The organism is Streptomyces sp. NPDC024017, assembly GCF_040638895.1.
In the GTDB taxonomy this organism is placed as follows: domain Bacteria; phylum Actinomycetota; class Actinomycetes; order Streptomycetales; family Streptomycetaceae; genus Streptomyces.
The window spans coordinates 173999-198342 of sequence record NZ_JBEZYZ010000006.1 but is presented as its reverse complement, the minus strand read 5'-3'; the positions used below and the strand labels follow the sequence as shown (position 1 = coordinate 198342).

Annotated in this window: 21 protein-coding genes and 1 pseudogene; 8 read left to right on the top strand and 14 right to left on the bottom strand. The window is 72.3% G+C overall.

Going from position 1 to position 24344, the window contains the following annotated elements; translation table 11 throughout:
* Positions 1–92 precede the first annotated feature (92 nt).
* Positions 93–1007 (bottom strand): SDR family oxidoreductase, encoded by a 915-nt coding sequence (locus AB0G20_RS17980; protein ID WP_361302956.1) that lies wholly within the window; start codon positions 1005–1007, stop codon positions 93–95.
* Between the two features lie 104 nt (positions 1008–1111).
* Between AB0G20_RS17980 and AB0G20_RS17975 the strand changes: the two genes are divergently transcribed.
* The gene (locus tag AB0G20_RS17975; protein WP_361302953.1) at positions 1112–2038 is read left to right on the top strand and encodes a cyclase family protein; all 927 of its coding nucleotides are present in this window, start codon (positions 1112–1114) and stop codon (positions 2036–2038) included.
* A 427-nt stretch (positions 2039–2465) separates the two neighbouring features.
* On the opposite strand, the gene AB0G20_RS17970 is transcribed toward AB0G20_RS17975, so the two are convergent.
* The 5 genes and pseudogenes from AB0G20_RS17970 to AB0G20_RS17950 form a co-directional block, all read right to left on the bottom strand.
* Positions 2466–2945: an ATP-binding protein gene (locus AB0G20_RS17970; protein WP_361303842.1), complete on the bottom strand. Its 480-nt coding sequence runs from the start codon at positions 2943–2945 to the stop codon at positions 2466–2468.
* Between the two features lie 443 nt (positions 2946–3388).
* Positions 3389–4225 carry an acyl-CoA dehydrogenase gene (locus AB0G20_RS17965; protein WP_361303839.1) on the bottom strand — a complete coding sequence of 279 codons (837 nt, stop codon included), beginning with the start codon at positions 4223–4225 and terminating at the stop codon, positions 3389–3391.
* Positions 4226–4510: 285 nt separating this feature from the next.
* Positions 4511–4612, bottom strand: a pseudogene (locus AB0G20_RS17960) (acyl-CoA dehydrogenase); the annotation flags it as partial.
* Positions 4613–4618: 6 nt separating this feature from the next.
* Positions 4619–5752 carry an acyl-CoA dehydrogenase gene (locus AB0G20_RS17955; protein WP_361302950.1) on the bottom strand — a complete coding sequence of 378 codons (1134 nt, stop codon included), beginning with the start codon at positions 5750–5752 and terminating at the stop codon, positions 4619–4621.
* Positions 5752–6954 carry an amidohydrolase family protein gene (locus tag AB0G20_RS17950; protein WP_361302947.1) on the bottom strand — a complete coding sequence of 401 codons (1203 nt, stop codon included), beginning with the start codon at positions 6952–6954 and terminating at the stop codon, positions 5752–5754. The genes AB0G20_RS17955 and AB0G20_RS17950 overlap by 1 nt, the downstream gene beginning before the upstream one ends.
* An 89-nt stretch (positions 6955–7043) precedes the next feature.
* On the opposite strand from AB0G20_RS17950, the gene AB0G20_RS17945 reads away from it, so the two are divergent.
* Positions 7044–8552 (top strand): AMP-binding protein, encoded by a 1509-nt coding sequence (locus AB0G20_RS17945; RefSeq protein WP_361302944.1) that lies wholly within the window; start codon positions 7044–7046, stop codon positions 8550–8552.
* Here the strand turns inward: AB0G20_RS17945 and AB0G20_RS17940 are convergent.
* Complete coding sequence (locus tag AB0G20_RS17940; RefSeq protein WP_361302941.1) at positions 8531–9043, bottom strand: EF-hand domain-containing protein; 513 nt, start codon at positions 9041–9043, stop codon at positions 8531–8533. The two genes, AB0G20_RS17945 and AB0G20_RS17940, sit on opposite strands and share 22 nt — an antisense overlap.
* Before the next feature lie 168 nt (positions 9044–9211).
* Positions 9212–9592 carry an STAS domain-containing protein gene (locus AB0G20_RS17935; protein ID WP_361302938.1) on the bottom strand — a complete coding sequence of 127 codons (381 nt, stop codon included), beginning with the start codon at positions 9590–9592 and terminating at the stop codon, positions 9212–9214.
* Between the two features lie 362 nt (positions 9593–9954).
* Between AB0G20_RS17935 and AB0G20_RS17930 the strand changes: the two genes are divergently transcribed.
* Together AB0G20_RS17930 and AB0G20_RS17925 are read left to right on the top strand one after the other, a co-directional pair.
* Entirely contained in the window at positions 9955–10536 is a 582-nt protein-coding gene (locus AB0G20_RS17930; protein ID WP_361302935.1) for a sigma-70 family RNA polymerase sigma factor, read from the top strand.
* Complete coding sequence (locus AB0G20_RS17925) at positions 10533–11900, top strand: zf-HC2 domain-containing protein (protein WP_361302932.1); 1368 nt, start codon at positions 10533–10535, stop codon at positions 11898–11900. Before AB0G20_RS17930 ends, AB0G20_RS17925 begins: the two co-directional genes overlap by 4 nt.
* Before the next feature lie 28 nt (positions 11901–11928).
* Here the strand turns inward: AB0G20_RS17925 and purU are convergent, their stop codons facing one another.
* Complete coding sequence (gene purU, locus AB0G20_RS17920; RefSeq protein WP_361302929.1) at positions 11929–12810, bottom strand: formyltetrahydrofolate deformylase; 882 nt, start codon at positions 12808–12810, stop codon at positions 11929–11931.
* A 69-nt stretch (positions 12811–12879) separates the two neighbouring features.
* Entirely contained in the window at positions 12880–13380 is a 501-nt protein-coding gene (locus tag AB0G20_RS17915) for a hypothetical protein (RefSeq protein WP_361302926.1), read from the bottom strand.
* Between the two features lie 117 nt (positions 13381–13497).
* Between AB0G20_RS17915 and AB0G20_RS17910 the strand changes: the two genes are divergently transcribed.
* Positions 13498–14808 carry an ABC transporter substrate-binding protein gene (locus AB0G20_RS17910; protein WP_361302923.1) on the top strand — a complete coding sequence of 437 codons (1311 nt, stop codon included), beginning with the start codon at positions 13498–13500 and terminating at the stop codon, positions 14806–14808.
* A gap of 55 nt (positions 14809–14863) precedes the next feature.
* Here AB0G20_RS17910 and AB0G20_RS17905 read toward each other — a convergent pair whose 3' ends face one another.
* Positions 14864–16870 carry a hypothetical protein gene (locus tag AB0G20_RS17905; RefSeq protein WP_361303837.1) on the bottom strand — a complete coding sequence of 669 codons (2007 nt, stop codon included), beginning with the start codon at positions 16868–16870 and terminating at the stop codon, positions 14864–14866.
* A 258-nt stretch (positions 16871–17128) separates the two neighbouring features.
* A complete protein-coding gene (locus tag AB0G20_RS17900) occupies positions 17129–18514 on the bottom strand; it encodes a transcriptional regulator (RefSeq protein WP_361302920.1) in 1386 nt (461 codons plus the stop codon).
* 306 nt (positions 18515–18820) lie between these two features.
* Between AB0G20_RS17900 and AB0G20_RS17895 the strand changes: the two genes are divergently transcribed.
* From AB0G20_RS17895 to AB0G20_RS17885, 3 genes are all read left to right on the top strand, one after another.
* Positions 18821–19483 carry a bifunctional DNA primase/polymerase gene (locus AB0G20_RS17895; protein ID WP_311681827.1) on the top strand — a complete coding sequence of 221 codons (663 nt, stop codon included), beginning with the start codon at positions 18821–18823 and terminating at the stop codon, positions 19481–19483.
* Between the two features lie 104 nt (positions 19484–19587).
* Positions 19588–20379: an ABC transporter ATP-binding protein gene (locus AB0G20_RS17890; protein ID WP_361302917.1), complete on the top strand. Its 792-nt coding sequence runs from the start codon at positions 19588–19590 to the stop codon at positions 20377–20379.
* Positions 20376–21968, top strand: coding sequence for a transporter (locus tag AB0G20_RS17885; protein ID WP_361302914.1), 1593 nt, complete (start codon positions 20376–20378; stop codon positions 21966–21968). Before AB0G20_RS17890 ends, AB0G20_RS17885 begins: the two co-directional genes overlap by 4 nt.
* A 44-nt stretch (positions 21969–22012) precedes the next feature.
* Here the strand turns inward: AB0G20_RS17885 and AB0G20_RS17880 are convergent, their stop codons facing one another.
* Entirely contained in the window at positions 22013–22912 is a 900-nt protein-coding gene (locus tag AB0G20_RS17880) for an alpha/beta hydrolase (protein WP_361302911.1), read from the bottom strand.
* A 588-nt stretch (positions 22913–23500) separates the two neighbouring features.
* Complete coding sequence (locus tag AB0G20_RS17875; RefSeq protein ID WP_010035781.1) at positions 23501–24193, bottom strand: metal-dependent transcriptional regulator; 693 nt, start codon at positions 24191–24193, stop codon at positions 23501–23503.
* Positions 24194–24344: the final 151 nt, after the last annotated feature.

The following is a 24344-nucleotide window of genomic DNA, read 5'->3' as shown; positions in this document are numbered from 1 at the left end:
ACATGGGCAGTGGGGCAACTCCCCAGGGGCGCGGGGAACTGCGCGACAAGCCACAGCGCACCCGCACCCGCCACACCACGCCCGCCCCCGAACTACTGGGCGTTGGGCCGCTCCCCCTCAACCGCAGCCCTCTCCATCTCCCGCACCTTCTCCAGCATCGGCATCGGATCCACCCCCACCGACCCGGGCAGAAACTCCGCGATCCGTTCCGCGGTCCACCCGCCGGAGGCATACGCGGCCCGCAGTTCCCGCGGCTGTGCCCACACCGCGATCTTCGCCCCGGCCACCGTGTACACCTGCCCGGTCACCCCCTGCCCGGCGGCGGCATCGGACAGCAGGTACACCACCAGCGCGGCGACGTCCTCCGGCTCCCCGATCTCGGCCAGTTCCGTCGGCACCCCCGCCGACATCCGGGTCCGCGCGACCGGCGCCACCGCGTTCGCGGTCACCCCGTACTTGTGCAGCCCCAGCGCGGCGCTGCGCACCAGCGAGATGATCCCGCCCTTGGCGGCGCTGTAGTTGGCCTGCGAGACCGACCCCTGATGGTTGCCGCTGGTGAAGCCGATCAACGTCCCGGCCCGCTGCCTGCGCATCACCGCGGAGGCCGCCCGGAAGACCGTGAAGGTGCCCTTCAGGTGCGTCGCGACGACCGGGTCCCACTCCTCCTCGGTCATGTTGAACAGCATCCGCTCGCGCAGGATCCCGGCCACACAGACCACACCGTCCAGCCGCCCGTACGACGCCAGCGCCACGTCGACGACCCGCTGCCCGCCCGCCATCGTGGAGATGTCGTCGGCGACGGCCACCGCCTCCCCGCCCGCCGCCTCGATCTCCTTGACCACGGCCTCGGCGATCGCGCTGGTCGGTGAGGCGCCGTCGACCGAAACGCCGTAGTCGTTGACGACGACCTTCGCCCCCTCGGCCGCCGCCGCGAGCGCGACCGCCCGGCCGATGCCCCGCCCGGCGCCCGTGACGGCGACCACCTTGCCTGCCAAGAAGTTCCCCACGCCCGGCCCCTTCCCGTCCCGCGGTTTCTGACGGACCGTTAGATTCTCGATGCCTGGATTCTACGGCCCGTCAGATACGGGAAGACAAGCCCCGCGGAGGACTCATGTCGCTGCCGGACGCGTTCCACGACATCGCCAAGCGCGTGAACAACTGGGGGCGTTGGGGCTCCGACGACGAGATCGGCACGCTGAACCTGATCACCGACGAAGTCGTCAGGCAGGCCGCGGCGACCGTCCGCAGCGGCCGTCGGATCCCGCTCGCGCTGCCTCTCCAGCAGGACGGCGTACAGACCGGCATGATCCCCGGCCGCGTCAACCCCCTGCACGCCATGGTGCAGATCAACCAGGAGATCTTCGGCCCGGGCACGGTCGCGTGCAGCGACGACGTCGTGACCATGGGGCTCCAGGCGGCCACCCACTGGGACGCCCTGCCCCATGTCTCGCACTCGGGCCGGCTCTACAACGGCCGCCCGGCCCACACCGTCACGCCGCACGGCGGCGCCGAGTTCAGCGGCATCGGCACGGTCCGGCACGTCGTCTCACGCGGAGTGCTGCTGGACGTCGCCCGGGCCCGTGGCACGGACCGGCTCGACGGCGGGTACGCCGTCACACCCGAGGACCTGGACGCCGCCGAGGACCTGGCCGGCACGCGGGTGCGGTCGGGCGACATCGTGCTCGTACGGACCGGGCAGATCCAGGCGTGCCTGGCCGGCGACCGGCACGGTTACGCGTACCCGTCGCCGGGGCTGTCGATCCGGACTCCGGAGTGGTTCCACGCGCGCGATGTGGCGGCCGTCGCCAACGACACCCTGACCTTCGAGGTGTTCCCGCCGGAGGTGGAGGACCTCTGGCTGCCGGTGCACGCCCTCGACCTCGTGGAGATGGGCATGCCGCAGGGGCAGAACTGGAATCTCGAAAAGTTGTCCACAGCCTGTGGAGAAGTGAGCCGGTACGCGTTCCTGCTGACGGCGACCCCCGAGCCGTTCACCGGGGCGACCGGCTCACCGGTGGCACCCGTCGCCGTCCTGTAGGACGCCGGGCCGCCACCCGCTGGAGCTGGATGGCGGCGCCGCGCTGCTCGCCCCGAGCACGGCAGCGCGCGCCGCCACCCGACTCCGGCGCTCCCGCCCCGACTCCCTGGCCCCGAGGAAGCCGACGCCGAATCACGACTCACACTCGCCGAGGGCTGCCGTCCACCGAAGCCCTCGCCGTCCCCTCACGGTGAATCGCTGCCCACAAGCGTGAGCAAACGGTCACGACGCGTCAACACCTGTTCGGCGATATGTTGCTTATGCGGCTTTTGCCGCAGGCGCGCACGGAAGCACGTCCCGGCGCATCGCCGCATGCCCTGACGAAACCTGCCGGCCCGCCGTGCATCCGTGCCCCGGCCCCGCCGCACAAACCCGCGGCATGTGCCGCCGCACACCCGCCCGGCAGACACGGGCGGCGGGCGGCGCGTCACACCGCCTCGTACGCCAGCCCCTCGAAAGCCGCCCCGCCGTCGCACGCCACCACGCCGCCTCCGCACGACGCCGTGAGGTCGCGGGACTTCGCGCACCGGTCCAGTTCGCACCAGATGCGCTTCCCGGTGGCCTCGACGCTCCAGCCCCAACGGTCGGCGAGGCCGTCGACGAGAGCCAGGCCCCGGCCGCCGGTCGCCTCGTCGCCGGCGCACCGGGGCACGGGGGCCCGGCCGCTGCGGTCCGCGACCTCGAGACGGACGGTGGCCTCCTCGGTCACCACGTGCGGCAGGGACAGCCGCAGGACGGCGGGACGGCCGGTGTGCACCACGGCGTTGGTGACGAGCTCGGAGACGAGCAGGATCAGCGTCTCGGCGAGGGGTTCGTCGGCCTGTATGCCGGACCCGGCGAGGCGCGAGCGGGCCCACCGACGAGCTCGCCCCACTTCTGCGGGGTCGGGCCGGATCTCCAGCTGCACTTGAAGCACCTGCACCGCTCACACCATCCGAACCGGCGGACACTTAGGCTCGCGCCTCACGAGGGCCACGATCGTAGCCATTTTCTGCATGGCCAGAACAATGGCCGGGACAAGGATCACGGAACGTGAATCCCTTGTGGGACAGCATGGTTGACGTACAGTCACGCCAACAAGCGCTTCGGGCATATTCCAGCGCGAAGGAGTACCCGTGCGGCATACTGTGCGACGCTCGCCGCGGGCAGTCGAACAGGCGGCGCCACTGGGTCGCACTGCGCTCGGAGCCACTCGCATCTCACACAAGGTACCGGAGCGGGCAATCGACTCCAGGCCGTAACGAGTCACGCTGAGGACACAAGCCGATATCAACGCTCCGTAATTCCGGTATGCCACGATCCGCGACATCTCTGGGAGCGTGCACGGCGATACCGCAGCCAGACGGCCCGTCAGGCCGTTTCTGACACCAGAGCCGCAGCGAGCACCTCTTCACTCTGCGTTACACCGCCCGCACGCTGGGTTCGAACCCATGCGCGTTTCAGATGCAGATGGACCTCGGACTCCCAGGTGAAGCCCATGCCGCCGTGCACCTGGAGACAGTCGCGGGCGCCGCGCACGGCGGCCTCGTCGGCGAGGAGCCGGGCCGCTGCGATGTCGGCCGGGTCGGCGGTGACGGCGGCCGCGTACACCGCGGCGCGGGCCGTCTCCGCCCGGACCAAGATCCCCGCGCACAGATGCGCCACCGCCTGGAAGGCCCCGACGGGCCGTCCGAACTGTTCGCGTGCCCGGGCGTGTTGCGTCGCCAGTTCACAGACGCGGGTGGCGGTGCCGAGTTGCTCGGCGGCGGTGAGGAGGTTCGCGACGGGGTCGGGGCCGGGACGCTCGGCCGGTACGCGGTGCAGGGGCGTCAGCGGGTCGAGCGAGCGCAGGGGCACGGCCCCGGTGGCGTCCCCGCGTACGACGTCCGCCTCCGCCAGCCACTCCACGAGCCCGCCGTCCACGGCCGCCACGACCGTCTCCCCGGTGGCCGCGCCCGGTACGGCACCGGCCGCGAGGTGGGTGGCGACGAGCGGCCCGGGCAGCAGCACCCGTCCCGCCTCCTCGAACACCAACACCGCCTCCGGCAGCCCGAGTCCGACCCCACCGTCCGCCTCCGGCAGCCGCAGCGCGAAAACCCCGAGGTCACCGAGGACGCGCCACAACCCCCGATCAAGCCGCGACGGCCCGCCGCCCCGGCCCGCCCGCTCACCCTCCGTACCGCCCCCACCCGTCCCGGAACGCCCCACCGCCACACCGCCCGCCCCCGAACGACACGCCCCCTGGCCCCCGATACCGCCACCGGCCGCGACGGAACGGCCCGTCCCCACACCGCCCGTCTCGCCACCATCAGCCGCGGAGCAGCCCTCCGCCACACCGCCCGCACCGCCGCCGCCGCCCGGCACGTCAACACCCGCCTCGGAACGGCCCGACCACTCGCCGTCCGGCCCGGAACGACGCGCCCCGTCACCGCCCGCACCACCACCCCCGTCCCCGCCAGGACCCACCCCCTCACCCCTGATACCAGCGGCACCCTCCACGGCCCCCCGCAAGGCCTGGCCGTCGAAGCGTCGCGCCAGCGCCTCGCGCACCGCGTCCCGCAGTGCTCGCTGGTCGTCCGTCAGCCGGAACCGCACGGCATCTCACCGTCCCTTCGGCAGGCCGAGGATGCGCTCGGCGATGATGCTGTGCTGGATCTGCGAGGTGCCGGCCGCGATGGTGTACGACAGGGAGGACAGCCGGTCGAGGGTCCACGGCCGGTCCAGGTCGAGGCAGTCGGGGCCCAGTACCTCGGCGGCGGCGTCGTAGAGCTCCTGGCGGGCGTGCGAGTAGCGGAGCTTGAAGACCGAGCCGCCGGCTCCCGGTACCCCGCCCGAGGCCTCCGCCGCGCTCACGTTCCACTGCGTGAGCCGCCACAGCGCCCGGAACTCGGCGTTGAGTCTGCCCAGCCGGCGCCGCAGTGCCGGATCGTCCCAGCGGCCGTTCCTGCGGGCCTCGACGGCCAGTTCGCCCAGCACGCGCCGGCAGGTGACGACCTCACCGGCGAAGGCCGTGCCCCGCTCGAAGGACAGCGTCACCATGGTCACGCGCCAGCCGTCGTTCTCGTCGCCGACCCGGTTCGCCACCGGCACCCGCACCTCGTCGAGGAACACCTCGGCGAACTCGGCCGACCCGGCGAGCGTGCGCAGCGGCCGTACGGTGATGCCGGGCGCGTCCATGGGCAGGGCCAGCCAGGTGATGCCCCGGTGCTTGGGCGCCCCGGGGTCGGTGCGGACCAACAGCTCGCACCAGTCGGCGACTTCCGCGTGGGACGTCCAGATCTTGGAGCCGGTCACCACGTAGTCGTCGCCGTCACGCCACGCGCGCGTGCGCAGGGCCGCGAGGTCGGACCCGGCCTCCGGTTCGCTGAAGCCCTGGCACCAGACCTCCTCGCCACGCAGGATCGGCGGCAGCCAGCGCGCCCGCTGCTCCGCCGTGCCCTCGGCGGCGATGGTCGGCCCGGCGTGCAGCAGCCCCACGAAGTTGGCGCCCACATAGGGTGCGCCCGCCTTCTCGGTCTCCTCCAGGAAGATCAACCGCAGGGTCGGGGAGGCGTCCCAGTGGACATGGGCGTATCCGGCGTCATGGAGCCGGCGCTGCCAGCCGAGGTCGTACGCCCGCCGCCCCGGCCAGTCGCCGGGGGACGGCTTGGGCGGGAGAGCGGGGAGCACCGCCGCGAGCCAGTCCCGCAGCCGGGCCCGGAAGTCCTCCTCCTCGGGCGTGTACGACAGGTCCATCAGCGGTCGAGGTCCAGGTCCAGGTCCAGCATCCGGATGGCGTTGCCCCGCATCAGCTTGTACACCGTCTCGTCGTCGAGGCCCTGGACGTGGTCGAGGGCGACCTCCTTGGTGTGCGGGAAGGTCGAGTCGACGTGCGGGTAGTCGGTCTCGAAGGTGGCGTTGTCCCGGCCGACCACGTCCAGCGACGCCACGCCGTGCTTGTCGCGGAAGAAGCAGCAGAACATCTGCCGGTAGTAGTACGTGGACGGCGGCTCGGGGATCGTGTCGCGCACGCCGCCCCAGGCGCGGTGCTCCTCCCACACGTCGTCGGCGCGCTCCAGGGCGTACGGCACCCAGCCCATCTGGCCCTCGGAGTAGGCGAGTTTGAGGCGCGGGAAGCGCACCAGGACCCCGCTGAAGAGGAAGTCCATCATCGAGGCCATCGCGTTGTTGAAGCTGAGGGAGGCCTGCACGGCGGGCGGCGCGTCCGGGGAGGCGGCCGGCATCTGCGAGGACGAGCCGATGTGCATGTTGACGACCGTCCCGGTCTCCTGGCAGGCCGCGAAGAACGGGTCCCAGTAGCCGGAGTGGATGGACGGCAGCCCGAGGTGGGTGGGGATCTCGGAGAAGGTCACCGCCTTCACCCCGCGCGCGGCGTTGCGGCGGATCTCCTCGACCGCCAGACCGACGTCCCACAGCGGGATCAGGCACAGCGGGATGAGCCGCCCGCCGCTGTCGCCGCACCACTCCTCGACCATCCAGTCGTTGTAGGCGCGTACACAGGCGAGGGCGACCTCCTTGTCGTGCGCCTCCGCGAAGGTCTGGCCGCAGAACCGCGGGAAGCTCGGGAAGCAGAGGCTCGCCTCGACGTGGTTGAGGTCCATGTCCTTCAGGCGTTCCTTCGGGTCCCAGCAGCCGGGCCGCATCTCCTCGCGGGTGATGCCCTCCAGGGTCATCTCGTCGCGGTCGAAGCCGACGGCGGCGATGTTGCGCTTGTACGGAAACTTCAGATCCTCGTAGATCCACCAGTCGGTGGGCTGGCCGTCCGGGTCCATGGTGATCCGGTACTTGCCGCCGACGTAGGCGAGTTCGCCGATTCCGGCGGTCAGCGCCCTGGGGCCGCGCTCGCGGTACTTGGCCGGCAGCCAGGTGTCGAAGAGGTGGGCGGGCTCGATCACGTGGTCGTCGACGCTGATGATGCGGGGCAGTTCGGTCGCCATGGGTCCCCTCCGCCGGACGGTACTTATCTGATGCAGCGTCAGTTAGCATCCCACCTGACGACCCGTCAGCCAAGGAGCAGGGGGCAGTCGTGAACGAGACCCCGCACGCCCTGAGTTCGTCCCGCACCCTGTGGGACTTGGTCACCCGCCGCGCGGCGCTCACGCCCGACCGGCCGCTCTTCCGCCAGGACGGCCGCACACTCACCTTCGAGGCGCTGCGCGCGGGTGCCGAGCGGGTCGCGGCCGGCCTGTACGACATGGGCGTACGCCCCGGCACCGTGGTCGCCTGGCAACTGCCCACCCGTATCGAGACGGCCCTGCTGTCCTTCGCCCTGGCCCGCCTCGGCGCCGTGCAGACCCCGGTGATCCCCTTCTACCGGGACCGCGAGGTCGGCTTCGCGCTGCGCGAGTCGAAGGCGGAGTTCTTCGCCGTGCCGGGCACCTGGCGGGGCTTCGACCACACGGAGATGGCCCGGCGGCTGGGCGCGAAGGGGATCTTCGAGGCCTACGCCGACCTGCCCGACGGCGACCCCTCCGTGCTGCCTCCGCCGCCCTCCGACGGCACCGCCGTGCGCTGGATCTACTGGACGTCCGGCACGACCTCCGACCCCAAGGGCGTGCTGCACACGGACCGTTCACTGCTGGCGGGCGGCTCCTGCCTGGCGCACGCGCTGCGCCCCTCGGCGGACGACGTGGGCTCGATCGCGTTCCCGTACGCCCACATCGGCGGGCCCGACTACACGGTGATGCTGCTGCTGTACGGCTTCCCGGCGGTGCTGTTCGAGCAGTTCGCGCTGCCGGAGGCGCTGGAGGAGTACCGCGCGCACGAGGTGACGATGGCGGGCGGGTCGACGGCGTTCTACTCGATGTTCCTGGCGGAGCAGCGCAAGCAGCCGGGGACGCCCGTGGTGCCGACGCTGCGGCTGCTGGCGGGCGGCGGGGCGCCCAAGCCGCCGGAGCTGTACCACGCCGTCGTGCGCGAGATGGGCGTGCAGCTCACCCACGGGTACGGCATGACCGAGGTGCCGATGATCACCATGGGAGCGCCGGACGACAGCCCCGAGTCGCTGGCGACGACCGAGGGACGGCCACCGCAGGGCATGGAGATCCGGATCGTGGACGGGGAAGTGCGGCTGCGCGGGGAGGCCGTGTGCCGGGGGTACCTGGATCCGGGGCAGACGGCGCAGGCCTTCGACGAGGACGGCTTCCTGCGCACCGGCGACCTCGGGCGGCTCACGGAGACCGGGCACCTGGTCCTCACCGGCCGGCTGAAGGACGTGATCATCCGCAAGGGCGAGAACATCTCGGCCCAGGAGATCGAGGACCTGCTGCACCGGCATCCGGCGGTCGGGGACGTGGCGGTGATCGGCCTGCCGGACGCGGCGCGCGGCGAGTTGGTGTGCGCGGTGGTGGAACAGCCGCCGGGGGCCGAGACCTTGACGCTCGCGGGCCTGACCGCCTTCCTGCGCGCCGAGGGACTGTCCGTGCACAAGCTGCCGGAGCGGCTGGAGGTGGTGGACGCCCTTCCGCGGGGCGAGACCCTGCGGAAGGTGCTGAAGTACCGGCTCCGCGAGCGCTATTCGGGCACGGTGAAGTAGCGGGCGAAGGCCGGGACGACCTCGGCCTCGCCGACCTTGCCGTCTTCGTCCGCGTCGAGCGTGGCGGCGGCCGGCCCTGCGACGTCCTCGGGGACGCCGAGGCACTTCAGGACGCGGGCGGCCTCCTCGATCGTCGCCGCGCCGTCCCCGTCGGTGTCGGCGACGTCCAGGGCCGCGTGCAGGAAGGGGCGGGCGATCTCGGCGAACCGGTCGGGGTTGTCGCGCAGGCGCTTGACCGCGCCGTGAACGAACTCCTCGCGCGTGATGCGCTGGTCGCCGTCGCGGTCCGCTATCCCGGCCATGCCCTGCCAGAAGCCCTCGGCGCCGGTGTACAGCGCCTGCCCCTTGTCGGACCGGGCCGCCACGGCGAACTCCGTGAGCAGCGCCTTGGCCGCGCCGTAGAAGTCCTCGCGGTCGATGTAGCCGTTGCCGTCCTGGTCGAAGGTGGCGAACCGGGCGGCGATCTTGCGCTCGTACTCGCTGCTGACCATGTCTCTTTCGGGCCGCCTTACGTCGGATGGGGTGCGTCTCGGTCGGAGCGTACGACGGAGGGAGCGGTTCGGGCGCGGGAAAACGTCACTTGTGCCAAGACCGGGGGAATTCCGGGACAACAGCGTGTCGGAACGGCAACACTCGGCCTACCGTGCGTCATCGGGCCGTCACGCGGACAGGGGTTCGCCCTCGTCGCCGAGGGCCGCGTGCACATCGCCGTACACGTCGAACAGCCTGCGCACGCCCAGCGCGCCGAGGACCCGGTTGACGTGGGATCCGTCGGCCGCGCCCCGGGCGGGCAGCACGAGGCGCAGCCGGCCCTGGCAGGAGCGGATCAGCCTGCGGGCGGCGATGAGCACGCCGACGCCGCTGGAGTCGCAGAAGAACACGTCGGACAGGTCGAGGACAAGACAGTGGTGCCCCTCGGCCACTACGTCGTGCACGCGCTGACGCAGCACCGGCGAGGTCACCAGATCCAGTTCGCCGGACACCTGGAGCACGGCCCATTCGCCCTGCTCGCCGCCGGTCACTTTGAAGGTCACCACCACGCCCTTCGATCGCCAAAACGGAAGCAGTCCCTACGCTTCCTTGCAGCGCGGCTGCCCAGCGGCCGTTCCCTGAAACACAACCCGAAAAACGGATCCCCCGCGGAAGAGGCTTGTTTTAGTCGACTTCGATCCTGTTCGATCCTCTTCAGACAGGTCTGATCGGAGGGCGATGGGGTAGGCGCGGCACCAAAGGCACTCGGTGCGAGCTCCGGCGGTCCTCTACCACCTGCGGCCGGTCAGGGGGCGCACATTGCCACAAAGGGGCGTGCGTTACCGGACGTGCCGACTACATTCGAGGAGACGTCGGGCACAGGCTGGACAGAGCACGGGCGCGGGACACGAGCAGGGGGTGAGGGGGCCGCATGGCGAAAAAGGACGTACCGCCTCGCTGGGACCGCAAGATGCAGCAGCGGCTCGCCCGCGGAGAAGCCGCCGCCCTCGGTGAGCTCTACGACCGGTTCGCCTCCCTCGTGCACGGCCTCGCCCACCGGGTGCTCGGCGACGAGCGCGCCGCCGACCGCATCACCCGCGAGGTCTTCATCCACGTCTGGGAGCACCCCGACTCCTACGACCCCAAGCAGGGCCCGCTGCGCACCTGGGTCGCCACCCTGACCCACCGGCTGGCGGTGCAGCGGCTGCGCGCCACCGAGACCGCCGCCCTCGCCCGCGAAGGCTCCGGCACCGCGGAGGAACTGGAGCACAAGGTGCGCCGCGCCTCGGTCGCCGCCCGCGCCGACTACATCGTCCAGTCCATGCCGGCCCCGCTGCGCTCAGCCCTGGAACGGGCCTACTTCCAGCGCCGCGACTACCGCCAGACCGCCGCCGACCTCGGCATCACCGAGGACGAGGCCCGCCGCCGCCTGCGCCTGGGCCTGCAACTGCTGTCCACCGCCCACGACACCGAGGCACCGGGCGCACCGCCGGGATACGGGGGTGCGGTGTGAACGGGCCGGACCGGTTCGAGGCGCACGACGGCGACGAAGGGGAGAACGGCCGGGAAGAGAAGGGCGATACGCGGGACGAAAGCGGCATTCAGGATGAAAGCGTCGAGGGCGTGCACGCTACCGGTACCCCCTCAGGCCCGGGACACGGGCACCCGCCGCGCATACCCATGCCCCGGCCCTCCGTCGAGGACAGCGGGCTGCCGCTGCCCTCACCGGCGGACCTCGGCGACCTCGCACCGCCGCCCGCCCCGCCCGTCCTCGAACACCCCGTGCTGAAGGCCCTGCTCGGCGCCTGGGCGCTGGCCGCGTGCTCCGCCGAGGAGGCCACGGCCGTCGAGGAGCACCTCGGCGACTGCGGCTCCTGCGCCGACGAGGCCCGGCGGCTGCGCGAGGCGGTCGGGCTGCTGCAACGCCCCGAGAGCCTCGACCTGGACCCCGGGCTGCGCACCCGCGTCCTGGACACCTGCCTGGAGCGGCGCCCGCCGCGCATCCCGGTACCGGACTGGGCCGCCGCGTACGACGCCGAGACCGCCCGCCTGGACGCCCTGCTGCAGGACTTCGGCGACGCCGAGTGGCACGCGCCGGTACGGCTGCGCTGGTTCCGGTCCGACGAGCCGACGAGCCGACGCACCACCGTCGCCGGGGTCATCGCGCATCTGCTCAGCGTCGACGGCCTGGTGGCGGTCGCGCTCGGCCTGGACGACCCGCTCGGCGACGTCCCGTCCCGGCGCCCGACGCCTGCGGCCCGCACCGAGGCGTTCTGGCGCGCCTCCCACTTCCCGCCCACCCGGTTCGTCCGCGCGCCCTGGCGGGAGCAGAGCCACAGCCTCGTGCGCACGGTGTCCTTCACGGGCGGCGGCGCCGGGAAGATGCCGGTGCCGTACGGCGACTTCGAGCTGCCGCTGCACGATGCGATGCTCGACCGCGCCTTCGAGTGCTGGGTGCACGCGGAGGACATCGCCGACGCGGTGGACTACCCCTACGACCCGCCCTCGCCGCGCCATCTGCACCGCATGATCGACCTGGCGGCCCGGATGCTGCCGACGGCCCTGGCCCACCGCCGCCGGGCCGGCCTGGCCTCCCCGGCCCACCACCGCCACCTGGTCGCGGCGGGCGAACCGGGCCGCAGCCTCCGGCTGGAGATCGAGGGCTCGGGCGGCGGGGAGTGGCTGATCCCCCTCGACTCCCCCGCGGCGAAGGGCTCCGCCGAGCACGAGGTGGCCCACGTGGCCCTGGACGGCGTCGAGTTCTGCCGCCTGGCCGCCGGCCACGTGCCCCCGCAGGAGGCGGCGGCGGGCCAGGTGGGAGACCGGGAGGCGATCAGAGACGTCCTGTTCGCCGCCGCCTCGCTGAGCCGGATGTGAGCAGCCCTGGCTCCTAGGGCGACAGGCCCTAGGCGAAGATCACGGTCCGTCGGCCGTTGAGCAGGATCCGTCGCTCGGCATGCCACTTCACGCCCCTGGCCAGCGCCTGGCACTCCACGTCGCGCCCGATCGCGACCAGCCCCTCGGGCGTCACGTCGTGCCCGACCCGCTCGACTTCCTGCTCGATGATCGGCCCCTCGTCGAGATCGGCCGTCACGTAGTGCGCCGTCGCACCGATCAGCTTCACGCCCCGGGCATGAGCCTGGTGATACGGCTTCGCACCCTTGAAGCTGGGCAGGAACGAGTGGTGGATGTTGATGATCCGCCCGGAGAGCGCCTTGCACAGGTCGTCCGACAGCACCTGCATGTACCGGGCGAGCACGACCAGTTCGACGCCCTCTTCACGCACGATGTCGAGGAGCCGCCCCTCCGCCTCGGACTTCGTGTCCTTCGTCACCGGAATGTGGTGGAAGGGGATGTTGTACGACCCCACCAGCTCGGCGAAGTCCGTATGGTTCGACACCACTCCGGCGATCTCCACCGGCAGCGCCCCGGTCCGCGCCCGGAACAGCAGGTCGTTCAGGCAGTGCCCGAACTTGCTGACCATCAGCAGGATGCGCATCTTCTGGTCGGCCCGGTTGATCTGCCAGTCCATCTGGAACGAGTCGCCGATCGCCGCGAAGCTGGCCCGCAGCTTCTCGACGGTCACCGGCGCGTCCGCGGAGAAGTGCACCCGCATGAAGAACAGTCCCGTGTCGTGGTCGCCGAACTGCTGGCTGTCCTCGATGTTGCAACCGGTCATGAACAGATAGCTCGACACGGCGTGCACGATGCCCTTCCTGTCCGGGCAGGAAAGGGTGAGGACGTACTGGTCGGCCGGGACCGCGGCGCTGGTGGACTGCTCATTCATGCAGGACAGGTTCCCACAAGGAACGACACCACCGGCAATCGTCCCGCTGGGCGGACCGCCGGGAAACGGCTAGGCGGACCTGTTCATGATCTGCAGCACTTCCAGGCTGCGCGGCGCCGCGTCCGGCTCGTCGCCGTCACTCGCCGCGAGCCGCACATGGGCGTCCCGGGCCGCCTGGACCGCCTCCGGCCACGCCTCGTGTTCGAGGTACGCGGCGACCGGCGCGTCCGGCCCGACCTGGTGCATGATCCGCAGCACCCGCAGCACGGCGGTGTCGACGAGGGCCGCCTCCTGCGAGTCGCGGAAGATCGTGCCGACGTACTTCTCGGCGGACCAGTGGTCCAGCCAGGTGTCCTCGACCAGCCGGTACACCGCGTCGGTCACGTCGCCGTAGCCGTCCACGCCGGCCAGCCAGACGTCCCGCTGGAACCCGGGATCGGAGAGCATGTGCAGCGCCGAGCGCACGTTGCTGCGCCAGCGCCACCACGGCATGTCGTTGGCAGGCATGCCGCCCATGGTGGATGAGCGACGGCCACGACGGGAAGAGTTCTCCGAAGCTTGCACGGTCATCGATCGTACGTTCCCCTCCACATCGGTCACACCGGCCCCCGCTATTCACCTGTGCGTCACCAATTGTTGTCACCGGATCACTCACGGGTTAGCCGTGTGACGGAATCGTGCGGAACCATGACCGGTAGGCGACGCACCCGCAGCACATACCTCCCCGGCCTCCTCACCCGTCACGCCAGAAACGGCGTCCTCTCCGCGGGCACGGCGGTCGCGTGCGCGTCGCTCCTCGCCGGATGCGGGGTCGTCCCCGGCGCCACGGGGGGTGTCGGGGACGACACCATCACCGTCATGACCTGGGCTCCGCAGGACACCAAGGCCACCAACAAGCCCGGCATGCCCGCCTTCGCCCGCGCCTACGCCCGCTGGATCAACGCCAAGGGCGGGATCAACGGCCGCAAGCTCAACGTGCTGACCTGCAACGACCACAACGACAGCGTGGACGCCGCGAAGTGCGCCCGGCGGGCCGCCAAGGAGAACGCGGTCGCGGTCGTCGGATCCTACAGCCAGTACGCGGACTCCTTCTTCCCGTCGCTCGAGGGCGCGGGCATCCCCTACATAGGCGGCTACGGCATCACCAACGCCGAGTTCACCAGCCCCCTGTCCTACCCCGTCAACGGCGGCCAGCCCGCGCTGCTCGCCGGTCTCGGCAGCGCCCTCGCCGACTGCGGGCCCGTCGCGCTGATCCGGCCCGACACCATCGCGGGCGACCAGCTGCCCCCGCTGCTCGACTCCGGTCTGAAGGCGGGCAGGCACCGGGCCTCGAACGACCAGCGGGCGGCGGAGGACGCCACCGAGTACGACGGCCAGGCTGAGCGGGCCCTGCGCACGACGACGACCGGCGCAGCGGACGACGGGTGCGTGGTGCCCGCGCTGGGGGACCGCAACGGCACCTTCATGGACTCCTTCCGGCGGGCCCGCGAGGACTACCCGGAGGTGCGGACGGCCACCGTGCTGGGCAGCGTCGACCAGACGGTGATCGACGCGACCGGCGGGGCGTCGGGGCCCTACGAGGGCTCGTACATCACCGGCTGGTACCCGGTGGCGAGCGATCCGCGCTGGGACGAGATGAAGCGGGTGATCCGGGAGGAGGCCTTCGGCGACAACCGCATCGACCCCGCGGACGCCGGAGTGCAGACCACGTGGATCGCCTACACGGTGTTCCGGCAGGTCGTCGAGTCGCTCGGCGACGGCGAGGTGAGCGCCGACACGGTGGCGGGGGCCTTGGATGACGGCCTGAAGGTCAGCACGGGCGGGCTCACGCCGACGCTGCAGTGGCAGTTCCAGGACAAGCTCGCCGCCGTGGGCTTCCCGCGCCTGGTCAACGCGAACGTCACCCTTCAGGTGGTGCGGGAGGGGCGGCTGGTCTCGGCGCGCAAGGGCTTCGTCGACACCACCAGGACGCTGGAGAACGCCGACGTGAACTACTGAGCCCCCCGCTCAGCAGTTCACGTCCGGGCCGGATCTGCCCGACCTCCCAGATCCCTCAGAGCTGCGTCGGCTGGCGCTCGGTCAGGCCGTACTTCTTCGCGATCCCGTTCCACAGCCCGGCCGCCTTGGCCTTCTCGGTGCTGGCGACGCCGCTGGCCCTGTTGCCGGCCTGGGTCTGGCTGGTGGTGCGGGCCTGGCCCTTCTTGCAGCCCTTCTTGCCCGCGGTCTGGTCGGCCCAGGCCGCGTAGTGGTTGTCGGCCGAGGCGGAGGCCTGCCAGGCCTTGGTGAGGGCGGTGGTCAGCGCGGCGTGGTCGGGCAGCTTGTCGACCTCGATGCCGGAGAGCCGGGTGACCAGCTGGTTGCGCTGCTTGGCCGCGTCGCGCAGGTCCTTGGCGGCCTTGGGGAGGTTGTCGCAGCCCTTGACGTCGGCGACCGCCCTGATCACGGTGCTGCGGCTGTTGCCGCTGTCGGCGAGCAGCTTGTCCAGCTCGACCGCCTGGGCCCGGGCCGGGTCGGCCGACGGCGAGGCGGAACCGTCCGTCGCGGGTGCGGAGGCGGCCACGGTCTTGTTGTCGCCGCCGTCGTCGTCACCGTCGCCTCCGCCGGCGGCGAGCAGCGCGCCCGCGCCGACGCCGAGCACGGCGATGCCGATGCCGACGGCGGCGATGACGGGGACGCGCGAGCCGGTACGGCCGCCGCGCGAGCGGCCACCGGCGGGCGGGGTGCGGGAAGGCTGGGGGGCGCCGTACGCAGCCTGCGGCGTCGGCTGCTCGATGCGGGGCATCTGCTGGGTGGCCCCGGCCGGGCTCTCGGCGGGCTCACTGCGGAAGAGGTTGTCGAACTCGGCGGGCGGCTGTTTGTCCCCGCCGGGCACCGGCGCGATGTACTGGGTCGCCTCGGCGTCCGGATTCGAGGCGGGCGGCAGCGGTCCGGCTCCCGCTCCGGCCCGGGGCCCGGTCCCGAGGAACCGCGTCGCCTCCGGGTCCTCCCCGGAGGGCATCTCGGGCGGCAGCGCCCCCGGGCCCACCGGGGGTATGTACTGGGTCGCCCCCTCGTCGGCGGACGGCGCGACGGGCGGTATGTACTGCGTGGCCGCGTCCCCCGCGACGGGCGGTATGTACTGGGTCGCGCCCTCGTCGGCGGGCGGAGGCAGGGGGGCGCCTCCCGCGGCGTGCCCGTACGCCCCGGCACCCGGCGACTGCGGGGCTCCGCCCGGGGCGCCGTAGCCGTCGGCACCCTGCGGATACCCGTACCCGGAGCTCCCCTGCGGCGACTGCCCACCACCGGCTCCGCCACCATGCGCACCGGCCCCCGGCTGCGACTGCGGGGCTCCCCCGGCAGGGGCGCCGTAGCCGTCGGCACGCTGCGGATACCCGTACCCGGAGCCTCCCTGCGGCGATTGCCCACCACCGGCTCCGCCACCATGCGTACCGGCCCCCGGCTGCGACTGCGGGGCTCCCCCGGCAGCGGTGCCATAGGCGTCGGCACCCTGCGGATACCCGTACCCGGAGCCTCCCTGCGGCGACTGCCCACCACCGGCTCCGCCACCATGCGCACCGGCCCCCGGCTGCGACTGCGGGGCTCCGCCCGGGGCGCCGTAGCCGTCGGCACCCTGCGGATACCCGTACCCGGAGCCTCCCTGCGGCGACTGCCCACCGGCACCATGCGCTCCGGAGCCTTCCGGAGGCAGCGGGGCTCCCCCGCCGGGGGCGCCGTACGGGGCGTACCCGCCGGCGGCCGCGGGCGGCTGGGCCGTGCCGTACGGGTCGGGGTTCGGGGGCTGGGTGCCCTCCGGGGGGAGCGCGCCCGGGGCCTGGGCGTCCCACGCGGGCGGCTCCGGGGTGCTCCACTGCTGGGGCTGGGACTGCCAGGTCTGTCCCGGCGGCGGGGGCGGGGTCTGCTGCTGGTCGGGGCCCCACGGCTGGCCCCAGGTCTGGCCCTCCGCGGGAGCCGAGACCTGCGGCCCGCCCGGCGAAGGCGGGGCGGGCCGGCTGCCGGGGGCGTCACCGGGTCCGCCCGTCATGCCCGGCAGCAGGGGTTCGCCACCGTCGGAGGGCAGCACGATGCCTTCGCGCGCGGGGCGCGCCGAGGGCTCCTCGCCCTGTCCACTCTGCGTCACCGGGACTCCTACTAATGGGGGACCTTGTGAATCGTCGGGTCACGCTACCGGGTCCCCAGAGCCCCGTGCCACGCAGCACAGGGCCCGACCTCATGCCCTGTGAGCGCGGTTACACCAACGGATCACGGCACACCGCTCATGTCACCTCCTGCGCACCCAGCGGCCGTTTCCCGCACGTTCACGCATTCGCAGACCCTGTGTTCACGCCGCCGCCTGCAGGTCGAGCCGCGCCCCGAACTCCCTGACCACCGCCTCGTCCCGATACGGCTCCAGCCGCTGCTGGAAGTCCTCCAGGTACTCGGCGCCCCGGTTGGAGCGCAGCCCCTCCAGCAGTTCCACGGCCTTCATGCCGGTGGTGCACGCCTCTTCGATCTCGCGCTGCTGCACCTGCGCCGTGGCCAACAGCACATAGCCGATGGCCCGGCGGCGCGCCCGCGTCTCGGGATGCCCGGCCAGCGACTCCTGCGCGCACCGGGCCGCCGCCTCGGCCTGCCCGAGGTCCCGGTGGCAGTGGGCCAACTCGTCGGCCAGATACGCCTCGTCGAAGTGCGCGATCCACACCGGGTCGTCCCCGGCGGCCGGGTCGGCCGCCTCCAGGGCGCTCACGGCGCGCCCTGCCGCGGACTGGGCGGCGCGCACGTCGCCCATGAGGGCGTGCCCGCGCGCCTCCGCCGCGAGGAACATCGACTCCGCCCGCGGCGAGACGCGCCCCCGCGCCCCTTCCTGCGCCGCCCGCGCCAACTGCGCGATCTCCCGCGGGTTTCCGAGCTGGGCGGCGAGATGGCTCATGGAGGCCGCGAGGACGTACCCGCCGTAGCCGCGGTCCCCGGCGGCCTGCGCCAGTCGCAGGGCCTGGATGTAGTAGCGCTGGGCCAGGCCCGGTTGTCCCGTGTCGACGGCCATGTACCCGGCGAGCTCCGTCAGCCGGGCCACCGCGGCGAACAGGTCCCGCCCGACCGCCTCCCGGTACGACCCCGCCAGCAGCCCCGAGACCACGCTGTTGAGGTAGTGCACGACGACCGGCCGCACATGCCCGCTGCCGTACTGGTGGTCGAGATCCACCAGCGCCTGCGTCATGGCCTGGACCGCCTGCACGTCGGACTGCCCCACCCGCGGCCCCGCCGAGCGCGACACCTGCGAGTCCGGTGCGGAGATCAGCCAGTCCCGGCTGGGCTCGACCAGCGCGGACGCGGCGACGGAGGAGCCGGACAGGAAGTCCCGCCGCCCCACGTCACTGCGCCACAGCTCGCAGACCTGCTCGATGGCCCCCAGTACCGTCGGCGAGAACTGGAGACCCACGCCCGAGGCGAGGTTCTTGCCGTTGGCCATGCCGATCTCGTCGATCGTGACCGTACGGCCGAGTTTGCGGCCCAGGGCCTCGGCGATGATCGCCGGGGCCCGGCCCCGTGGCTGCTGTCCGCGCAGCCAGCGCGCCACCGACGTCTTGTCGTAGCGCAGGTCGAGGCCGTGCTCGGCACCGCACATGTTGACCCGGCGGGCCAGGCCGGCGTTGGAGCATCCGGCTTCCTGGATGAGCGCCTGGAGCCGTTCGTTCGGCTGCCTGGCGACGAGCGGCCTTGCGGCCATGGCGTACCCCCTGTGGCTGCGGTGCCTGCCCACGCACCGAGTTGACGTGTCTTCCGCGGCCGGACCCCTCACGTCCCAGCGAATGGATCCGGCCGTGAAGATCAATGCCCCGCCGACCAGGCGAAAATGCGAGGCATGTGAGGAATGCCGGGGTAACGGCTGTTGCCGGCCCCCCTCGTGGCTACCCAGCTCCGTCGAGGGATCCTCCTGCGCGCCCCCGCACATGCACCCATGCGCCCCGAGAACAGGGGCGATGCTCTCCCCCGCGCACGCGGGCGGGCGTAACCCCTGGTGACGACCAGAGTTGTGTTCATCGTGGAAGAGACGATCGCCGGCACCGAAGCCGCTCAGATCCCGAAGCAGCGCGGGGAATCGCTGCTGGAGACCGCTGTTCGCTACGCCGAGGAGCGCCACTGGGACGTGTTCCCGGGCACCTGGCTGGAAGCCGTCGACGGGAGCCAGCGCTGCTCCTGCGGTGACGCGGCGTGCCCGGCGCCCGGGTCGCACCCGGCGCGTCCGGACTGGGCGACGCAGGCGACGGGCAGTGCGACGGTCGCGCGACGGATGTGGCAGAAGCAGCCGACCGCGTCGATCCTGCTGCCGACGGGGCGGACCTTCGACGCGATCTCCGTGCCGGAGACCGCGGGGTTTCTCGCGCTGGCGCGGATGGAGCGGATGGAGCTGACGCTCGGGCCGGTGACGCTCACGCCGGACCGGCGGATGGAGTTCTTCGTGCTGCCGGGGGCCGCGGTGAAGGTGCCTGATCTGGTGCGGAAGCTGGGGTGGTCGGTGTCGTCGCTGGATCTGACGGTGCTGGGCGAGGGTGCGTATGTGGCTGCGCCGCCCACGCGGTTCGGGTCTCGGGGTGCTGTGCAGTGGGCCTGCCGGCCTACGCCCGCGAATCGGTGGCTGCCGGATGCGGAGGAGTTGATCTCGCCGTTGGCCTACGCGTGCGGGCGGGATCGGTAGCGCCTGATCATCTGCGTGGTTCCCCTTCGTCGGCGGCTGCGGGTTGTCGGTGGCTGATCGCGCAGTTCCCCGCGCCCCTTGAGAGCGCCACCGTAGGGTTCTCGGTGACGGAGGGAGGCGCGGTGGGATCCAGCGCTGTGCGTGTACAGGGGCTCTGGAAGCGGTTCGGGCAGCAGGTCGCTGTTGCCGGGATCGATCTCGAGTTGCCCGCGGGCAAGTTCATCGGGCTCGTCGGGCCGAACGGGGCCGGGAAGACCACCACCTTGTCGATGGTGACCGGGCTGCTGCGGCCCGACCACGGGACCGTCGAGGTGGTCGGGCACGACGTGTGGCGGGACCCCGTCGAGGTGAAGGCGCGGATCGGGGTGCTGCCGGAGGGGCTACGGCTGTTCGAGCGGCTGTCGGGGCGGGAACTGCTGGCGTATTCCGGGCGGTTGCGCGGACTTCCCGGTGCCGAGGTCGACAAGAGGGCCACGCAGCTCCTCGACGTCCTCGATCTGGCCGGGGCCCAGCACAAGCTGGTCGTCGACTACTCGACCGGCATGCGCAAGAAGATCGGGCTCGCCGCCGCTCTCCTCCACAATCCCGAAGTGCTGTTCCTGGACGAGCCGTTCGAGGGGGTCGACCCCGTCTCCGCCCAGACCATCCGGGGCGTCCTGGAGCGGTACACGGCCTCGGGCGCCACGGTCGTGTTCTCTTCCCACGTCATGGAGCTCGTCGAGTCGCTGTGCGACTGGGTCGCCGTCATGGCCGCCGGGCGGATCCGCGCCACCGGCACCCTCGCCGAGGTGCGCGGCGACGCGCCCTCGCTGCAGCGGGCGTTCCTCGAACTCGTCGGCGCACAGAGCCGGGACGCCGGGTCCGACCTCGACTGGCTGGGCGGCGGGGCGCGGTGAGCGCCCCCGCGATCACCCCCGTCTTCGTACGGCTGAAGCTGTCGCTGCTGCGCAACGGACTGCGGCAGTCCGGCGGGCGGAAAGCCGCCTACATCACGTCGGCCGTCTTCGCCCTGCTGTTCGCCGCACTGCAGTTGATCGGCCTGATCGCGCTGCGCGGGCACGCGCACGCCGAGTCGGTGGTCGTGCTGGCGGTGGCGGTGCTGGGGCTCGGGTGGGCCGTGATGCCGCTGTTCTTCCCCAGCGGCGACGAGACCCTCGACCCGACCCGGCTGGTGATGCTGCCGCTGCGGCCCCGGCCACTGGTGCGGGCGCTGCTCACGGCCTCGCTGGTCGGGATCGGGCCGTTGTTCACCCTGTGCCTGCTGGTCGGGTCCGTGGTCGCGGTGGCGCGGGGCGGGGCGGCGTTCGCGGTGGGGGTCGTGGCCGTCGCCCTGGCGCTGCTGGTGTGCGTGGCCCTCGCGCGGGCCGTCGCCGCCGCCAACGTGCGGCTGCTGACCAGTCGCAAGGGGCGGGACCTCGCGGTGCTCAGCGGCCTCGTCATCGCGATCGGGGCGCAGATCGTCAACTTCGGCGCGCAGCGGCTCGGGGCGTCGGGACTGGGCGAACTCGACCCGGCGGCCGAGGTGCTCCAGTGGGTGCCGCCCGCGTCGGCGGTCGGGGCCGTGCACGCGGTGAGCGAGGGCTCGTACGGCATCGCCGTCGCCCAACTGGCGCTGACGGCGGGTGCGCTGGTGGCGCTGCTCGCGCTCTGGTCGCGGCATCTGACCCGGCTGATGACCTCACCCGACGGGTCCACCCTGCCGAGCGCCGAGTCGGCCGCCCGGGAGCGCTCGTCGACCGGCCTGGGGCGGCTGCTGCCGGCGGGCCGTACGGGCACGGTCATGGAGCGCAGCCTGCGGTACGTGTGGCGCGACCCGAAGACCAAGGCCGCCTGGGTGACGTCGCTGGCCATCGGGCTGATCGTGCCGGTGTTCAACGCCTGGCAGGGCACCGGCTCCGTGTACTTCGCGTGCTTCGCCGCCGGGATGCTCGGCATCCAGATGTACAACCAGTTCGGGCAGGACACCTCCGCGTTCTGGATGGTCGCGATGACGATCTCCTCGACGCGTGACGCCTACGTCGAGCTGCGCGCCCGGGCGTACGCCCTGCTGCTGATCACCCTGCCGTACGCCACGCTCGTGACGGTCCTGACGACGGCCATGCTCGGCGACTGGCGGCGGCTGCCCGAGGCGCTGGGGCTGTCCTTCGCGCTGCTCGGCGCGATGCTCGCGACCGGGGCGTGGACCTCCGCCCGCTTCCCGTACTCCATCCCGCAGGAGGGCTACAAGAACGTGGCCCCCGGGCAGACCGGGCTCGCCTGGATCTCCATCTTCGGCGGGATGGTGGCGGCCGCCCTGCTGTGCGCGCCCGTCATCGCGCTCACGATCTGGCTGAACGTGAGCGCCGACGGCGACGACTGGACGTGGCTGCTGCTGCCGGTGAGCACGGTGTACGGGGCGGCGCTCACGGCGGCGGGGCTGAAACTGGCCGCTCCGCGGACGGCCCGGCGGCTGCCGGAGATCCTGACGGCGGTCAGCAAGGGGTGAGCGTCGGCGAGGAGTGACGCGGCACGCCGCGACGGGGAGCGCCGTCAGCCGTCGCCCAGCGAGTCCAGGAACGGCTCGATGGCGGCGCGCCAGGCATCCGGCTGGTCGTAGTGCACCAGGTGGCCGGCGTCGGCGACCTCCGCGTACTGGCCGCGGGGCAGGACCCGGACCATCTCCTGGGCCTCGGCGCGGCCCAGCTCGCCGTCCAGACCCCGCACGACCAGGGCGGGGCAGCGGACCTGGGCCAGCTCCTCCCAGTGCGCGTCGTACACCCACGTCTCGCGGGAGCGGAGCATCTGCTCCGGTTCGAAGACCGGGCGCCAGCCGTCCGGGGACTCGGCCATCACCTCGGCGTAGAACTCGCCACGGGCCGGATTGGGCCGCTCCACCCAGGGGTCGTCCTCGCCGAACCACTTGCGGACGTCGGCGAGCGTGGCGAAGGGCAGCGGCCAGGACTTGAACCACTGGCCCCACTCGCGCTGCGAGGCGGCGCCGAGCGCGGAGGCCCGCATGTCGCAGACGATCAGCCCGCGGACCAGGTCGGGACGCTTGGCGGCGAGCTGCCAGGCGGTCAGCGCGCCCATGGCGTGGCCGATCAGGACGACCGGGGCGAGGCCGAGCTGCTCCAGGGCGGCCTCGACGTCGTCGACATAGGCGTCACGCGTGAAGGAGCCCTGCGGGGGTTTGTCGCTGCGGCCGTGGCCGCGCTGGTCGAGGGCGACCGCGCGGTAGCGCGCGGAAAGCCAGCGGGCGGTGGACGCCCAGTGCGAGGCGCGGCCCATGAGGCCGTGCAGTAACAGCACGCCGGGCGAGCCCTCCGGAGCGGTGTGCCCGTCGTGCGCCCCCTGCGCGTCCTGCGCCGGATCGGTCTTGGGCGGGTCGCCGAACTCCCAGGCCGCCAGGCGTACGCCGCCCGTCCCGGTCACGTCGATGCGTCGCGCCATGTCCTGGCACCCCCCAAGCTTCGCGCGGACCGCGGCTCCCTCGAGCCGGCCGGTCCTGTGAACCGTGTTCTGCCTGCTGTGCCTTCTGCCGTACTGGTTGCCGTACCCGTCGGTGCAAGTGTGCCGTGCGCCGCCCGCAGACTATCGAATGCGCATTCGAGAATCGGGTTCTCGCGGGCAACACCCCTCGTTCGAGTGACCGCCCCCGGGGATTGATCGCCGCTGCCGAGGGGAGATCTTCAGCGGGAGGCGGACCGCTCGGGGAAACCGGTCCGAGGGGAATGACCCTGAGAGCTCGGGGCTCCGGGTCAGCACAGGGGAGGACAGGCCCCGGCGCCACAAGGCGCCGGGGCCCTCACCGTCTCCACGGCACATCTTCCCGCCCCCTCCCCGGCCGGGTGACATCGCTGTCGAACCGCGGCCCAGAGCCCCTCAGGTCATATGCCCCACGCGACAGCGTCGCACGGGAAGCGTACGAGCGCTGCCATTCGACGGACTGGGTCCCGGATTCGGTCCGGATCACGCCAACGCCACAACAACCTCATGCGCCACGGGAGTTGTCCGGCGCCGCCGGGCCGGCCGGTCGGATCAGGGCTTGGCGACGAACACGTGGGAGGCGACGTCCGACTCCAGCTCGGCCGCCTCGCCGCCGCTGCCCACCAGCACCCCGCCGGCCGACTCGGTCACACTCACCACCGAGCCGGGCTGCACGCCCGCCCGCCGCAGCGTGTACATCAGCTGCGCGTCCGTCTGGATCGGCTCGCCGATCCGGCGCACCACGACCGTCTTGCCCTCGGCGCCCGGGTCGAGACTGGCCAGCGACACCATGCCCTCGTCCAGGAACGGGTCGGCGCCGTCCTTCTCGCCGAGCTCCTCCAGACCCGGGATGGGGTTGCCGTACGGCGACTCCGTCGGGTGCCGCAGCAGCTCCAGGACGCGGCGCTCCACGGCCTCGCTCATCACGTGCTCCCAGCGGCACGCCTCGGCGTGGACCTGCTCCCACTCCAGACCGATCACGTCGACGAGCAGACACTCGGCGAGGCGGTGCTTGCGCATCACGCGCGTGGCCAGCCGGCGGCCCTCGTCGGTCAGCTCCAGATGCCGGTCGCTGGCGACGGACACCAGGCCGTCGCGCTCCATCCGCGCCACGGTCTGGCTGACGGTGGGCCCGCTCTGGTCCAATCGCTCGGCGATACGGGCGCGCATGGGGACCACACCCTCTTCCTCCAGCTCGAGGATGGTGCGGAGATACATCTCCGTGGTGTCGATCAGTCCGGACATACGTGCCCCTCGAATGAGATCTGCCGGAGGCTGGACGGCTCACCGGCGTGTGCGCTGGCCCTGCACCCAATTCTGCCGGATACCACCGACAACCGTGCCGTGGGAGGGAAAGCCGGGGATTAACGGGCCGGGCGCAAGGGTACGGACTTTC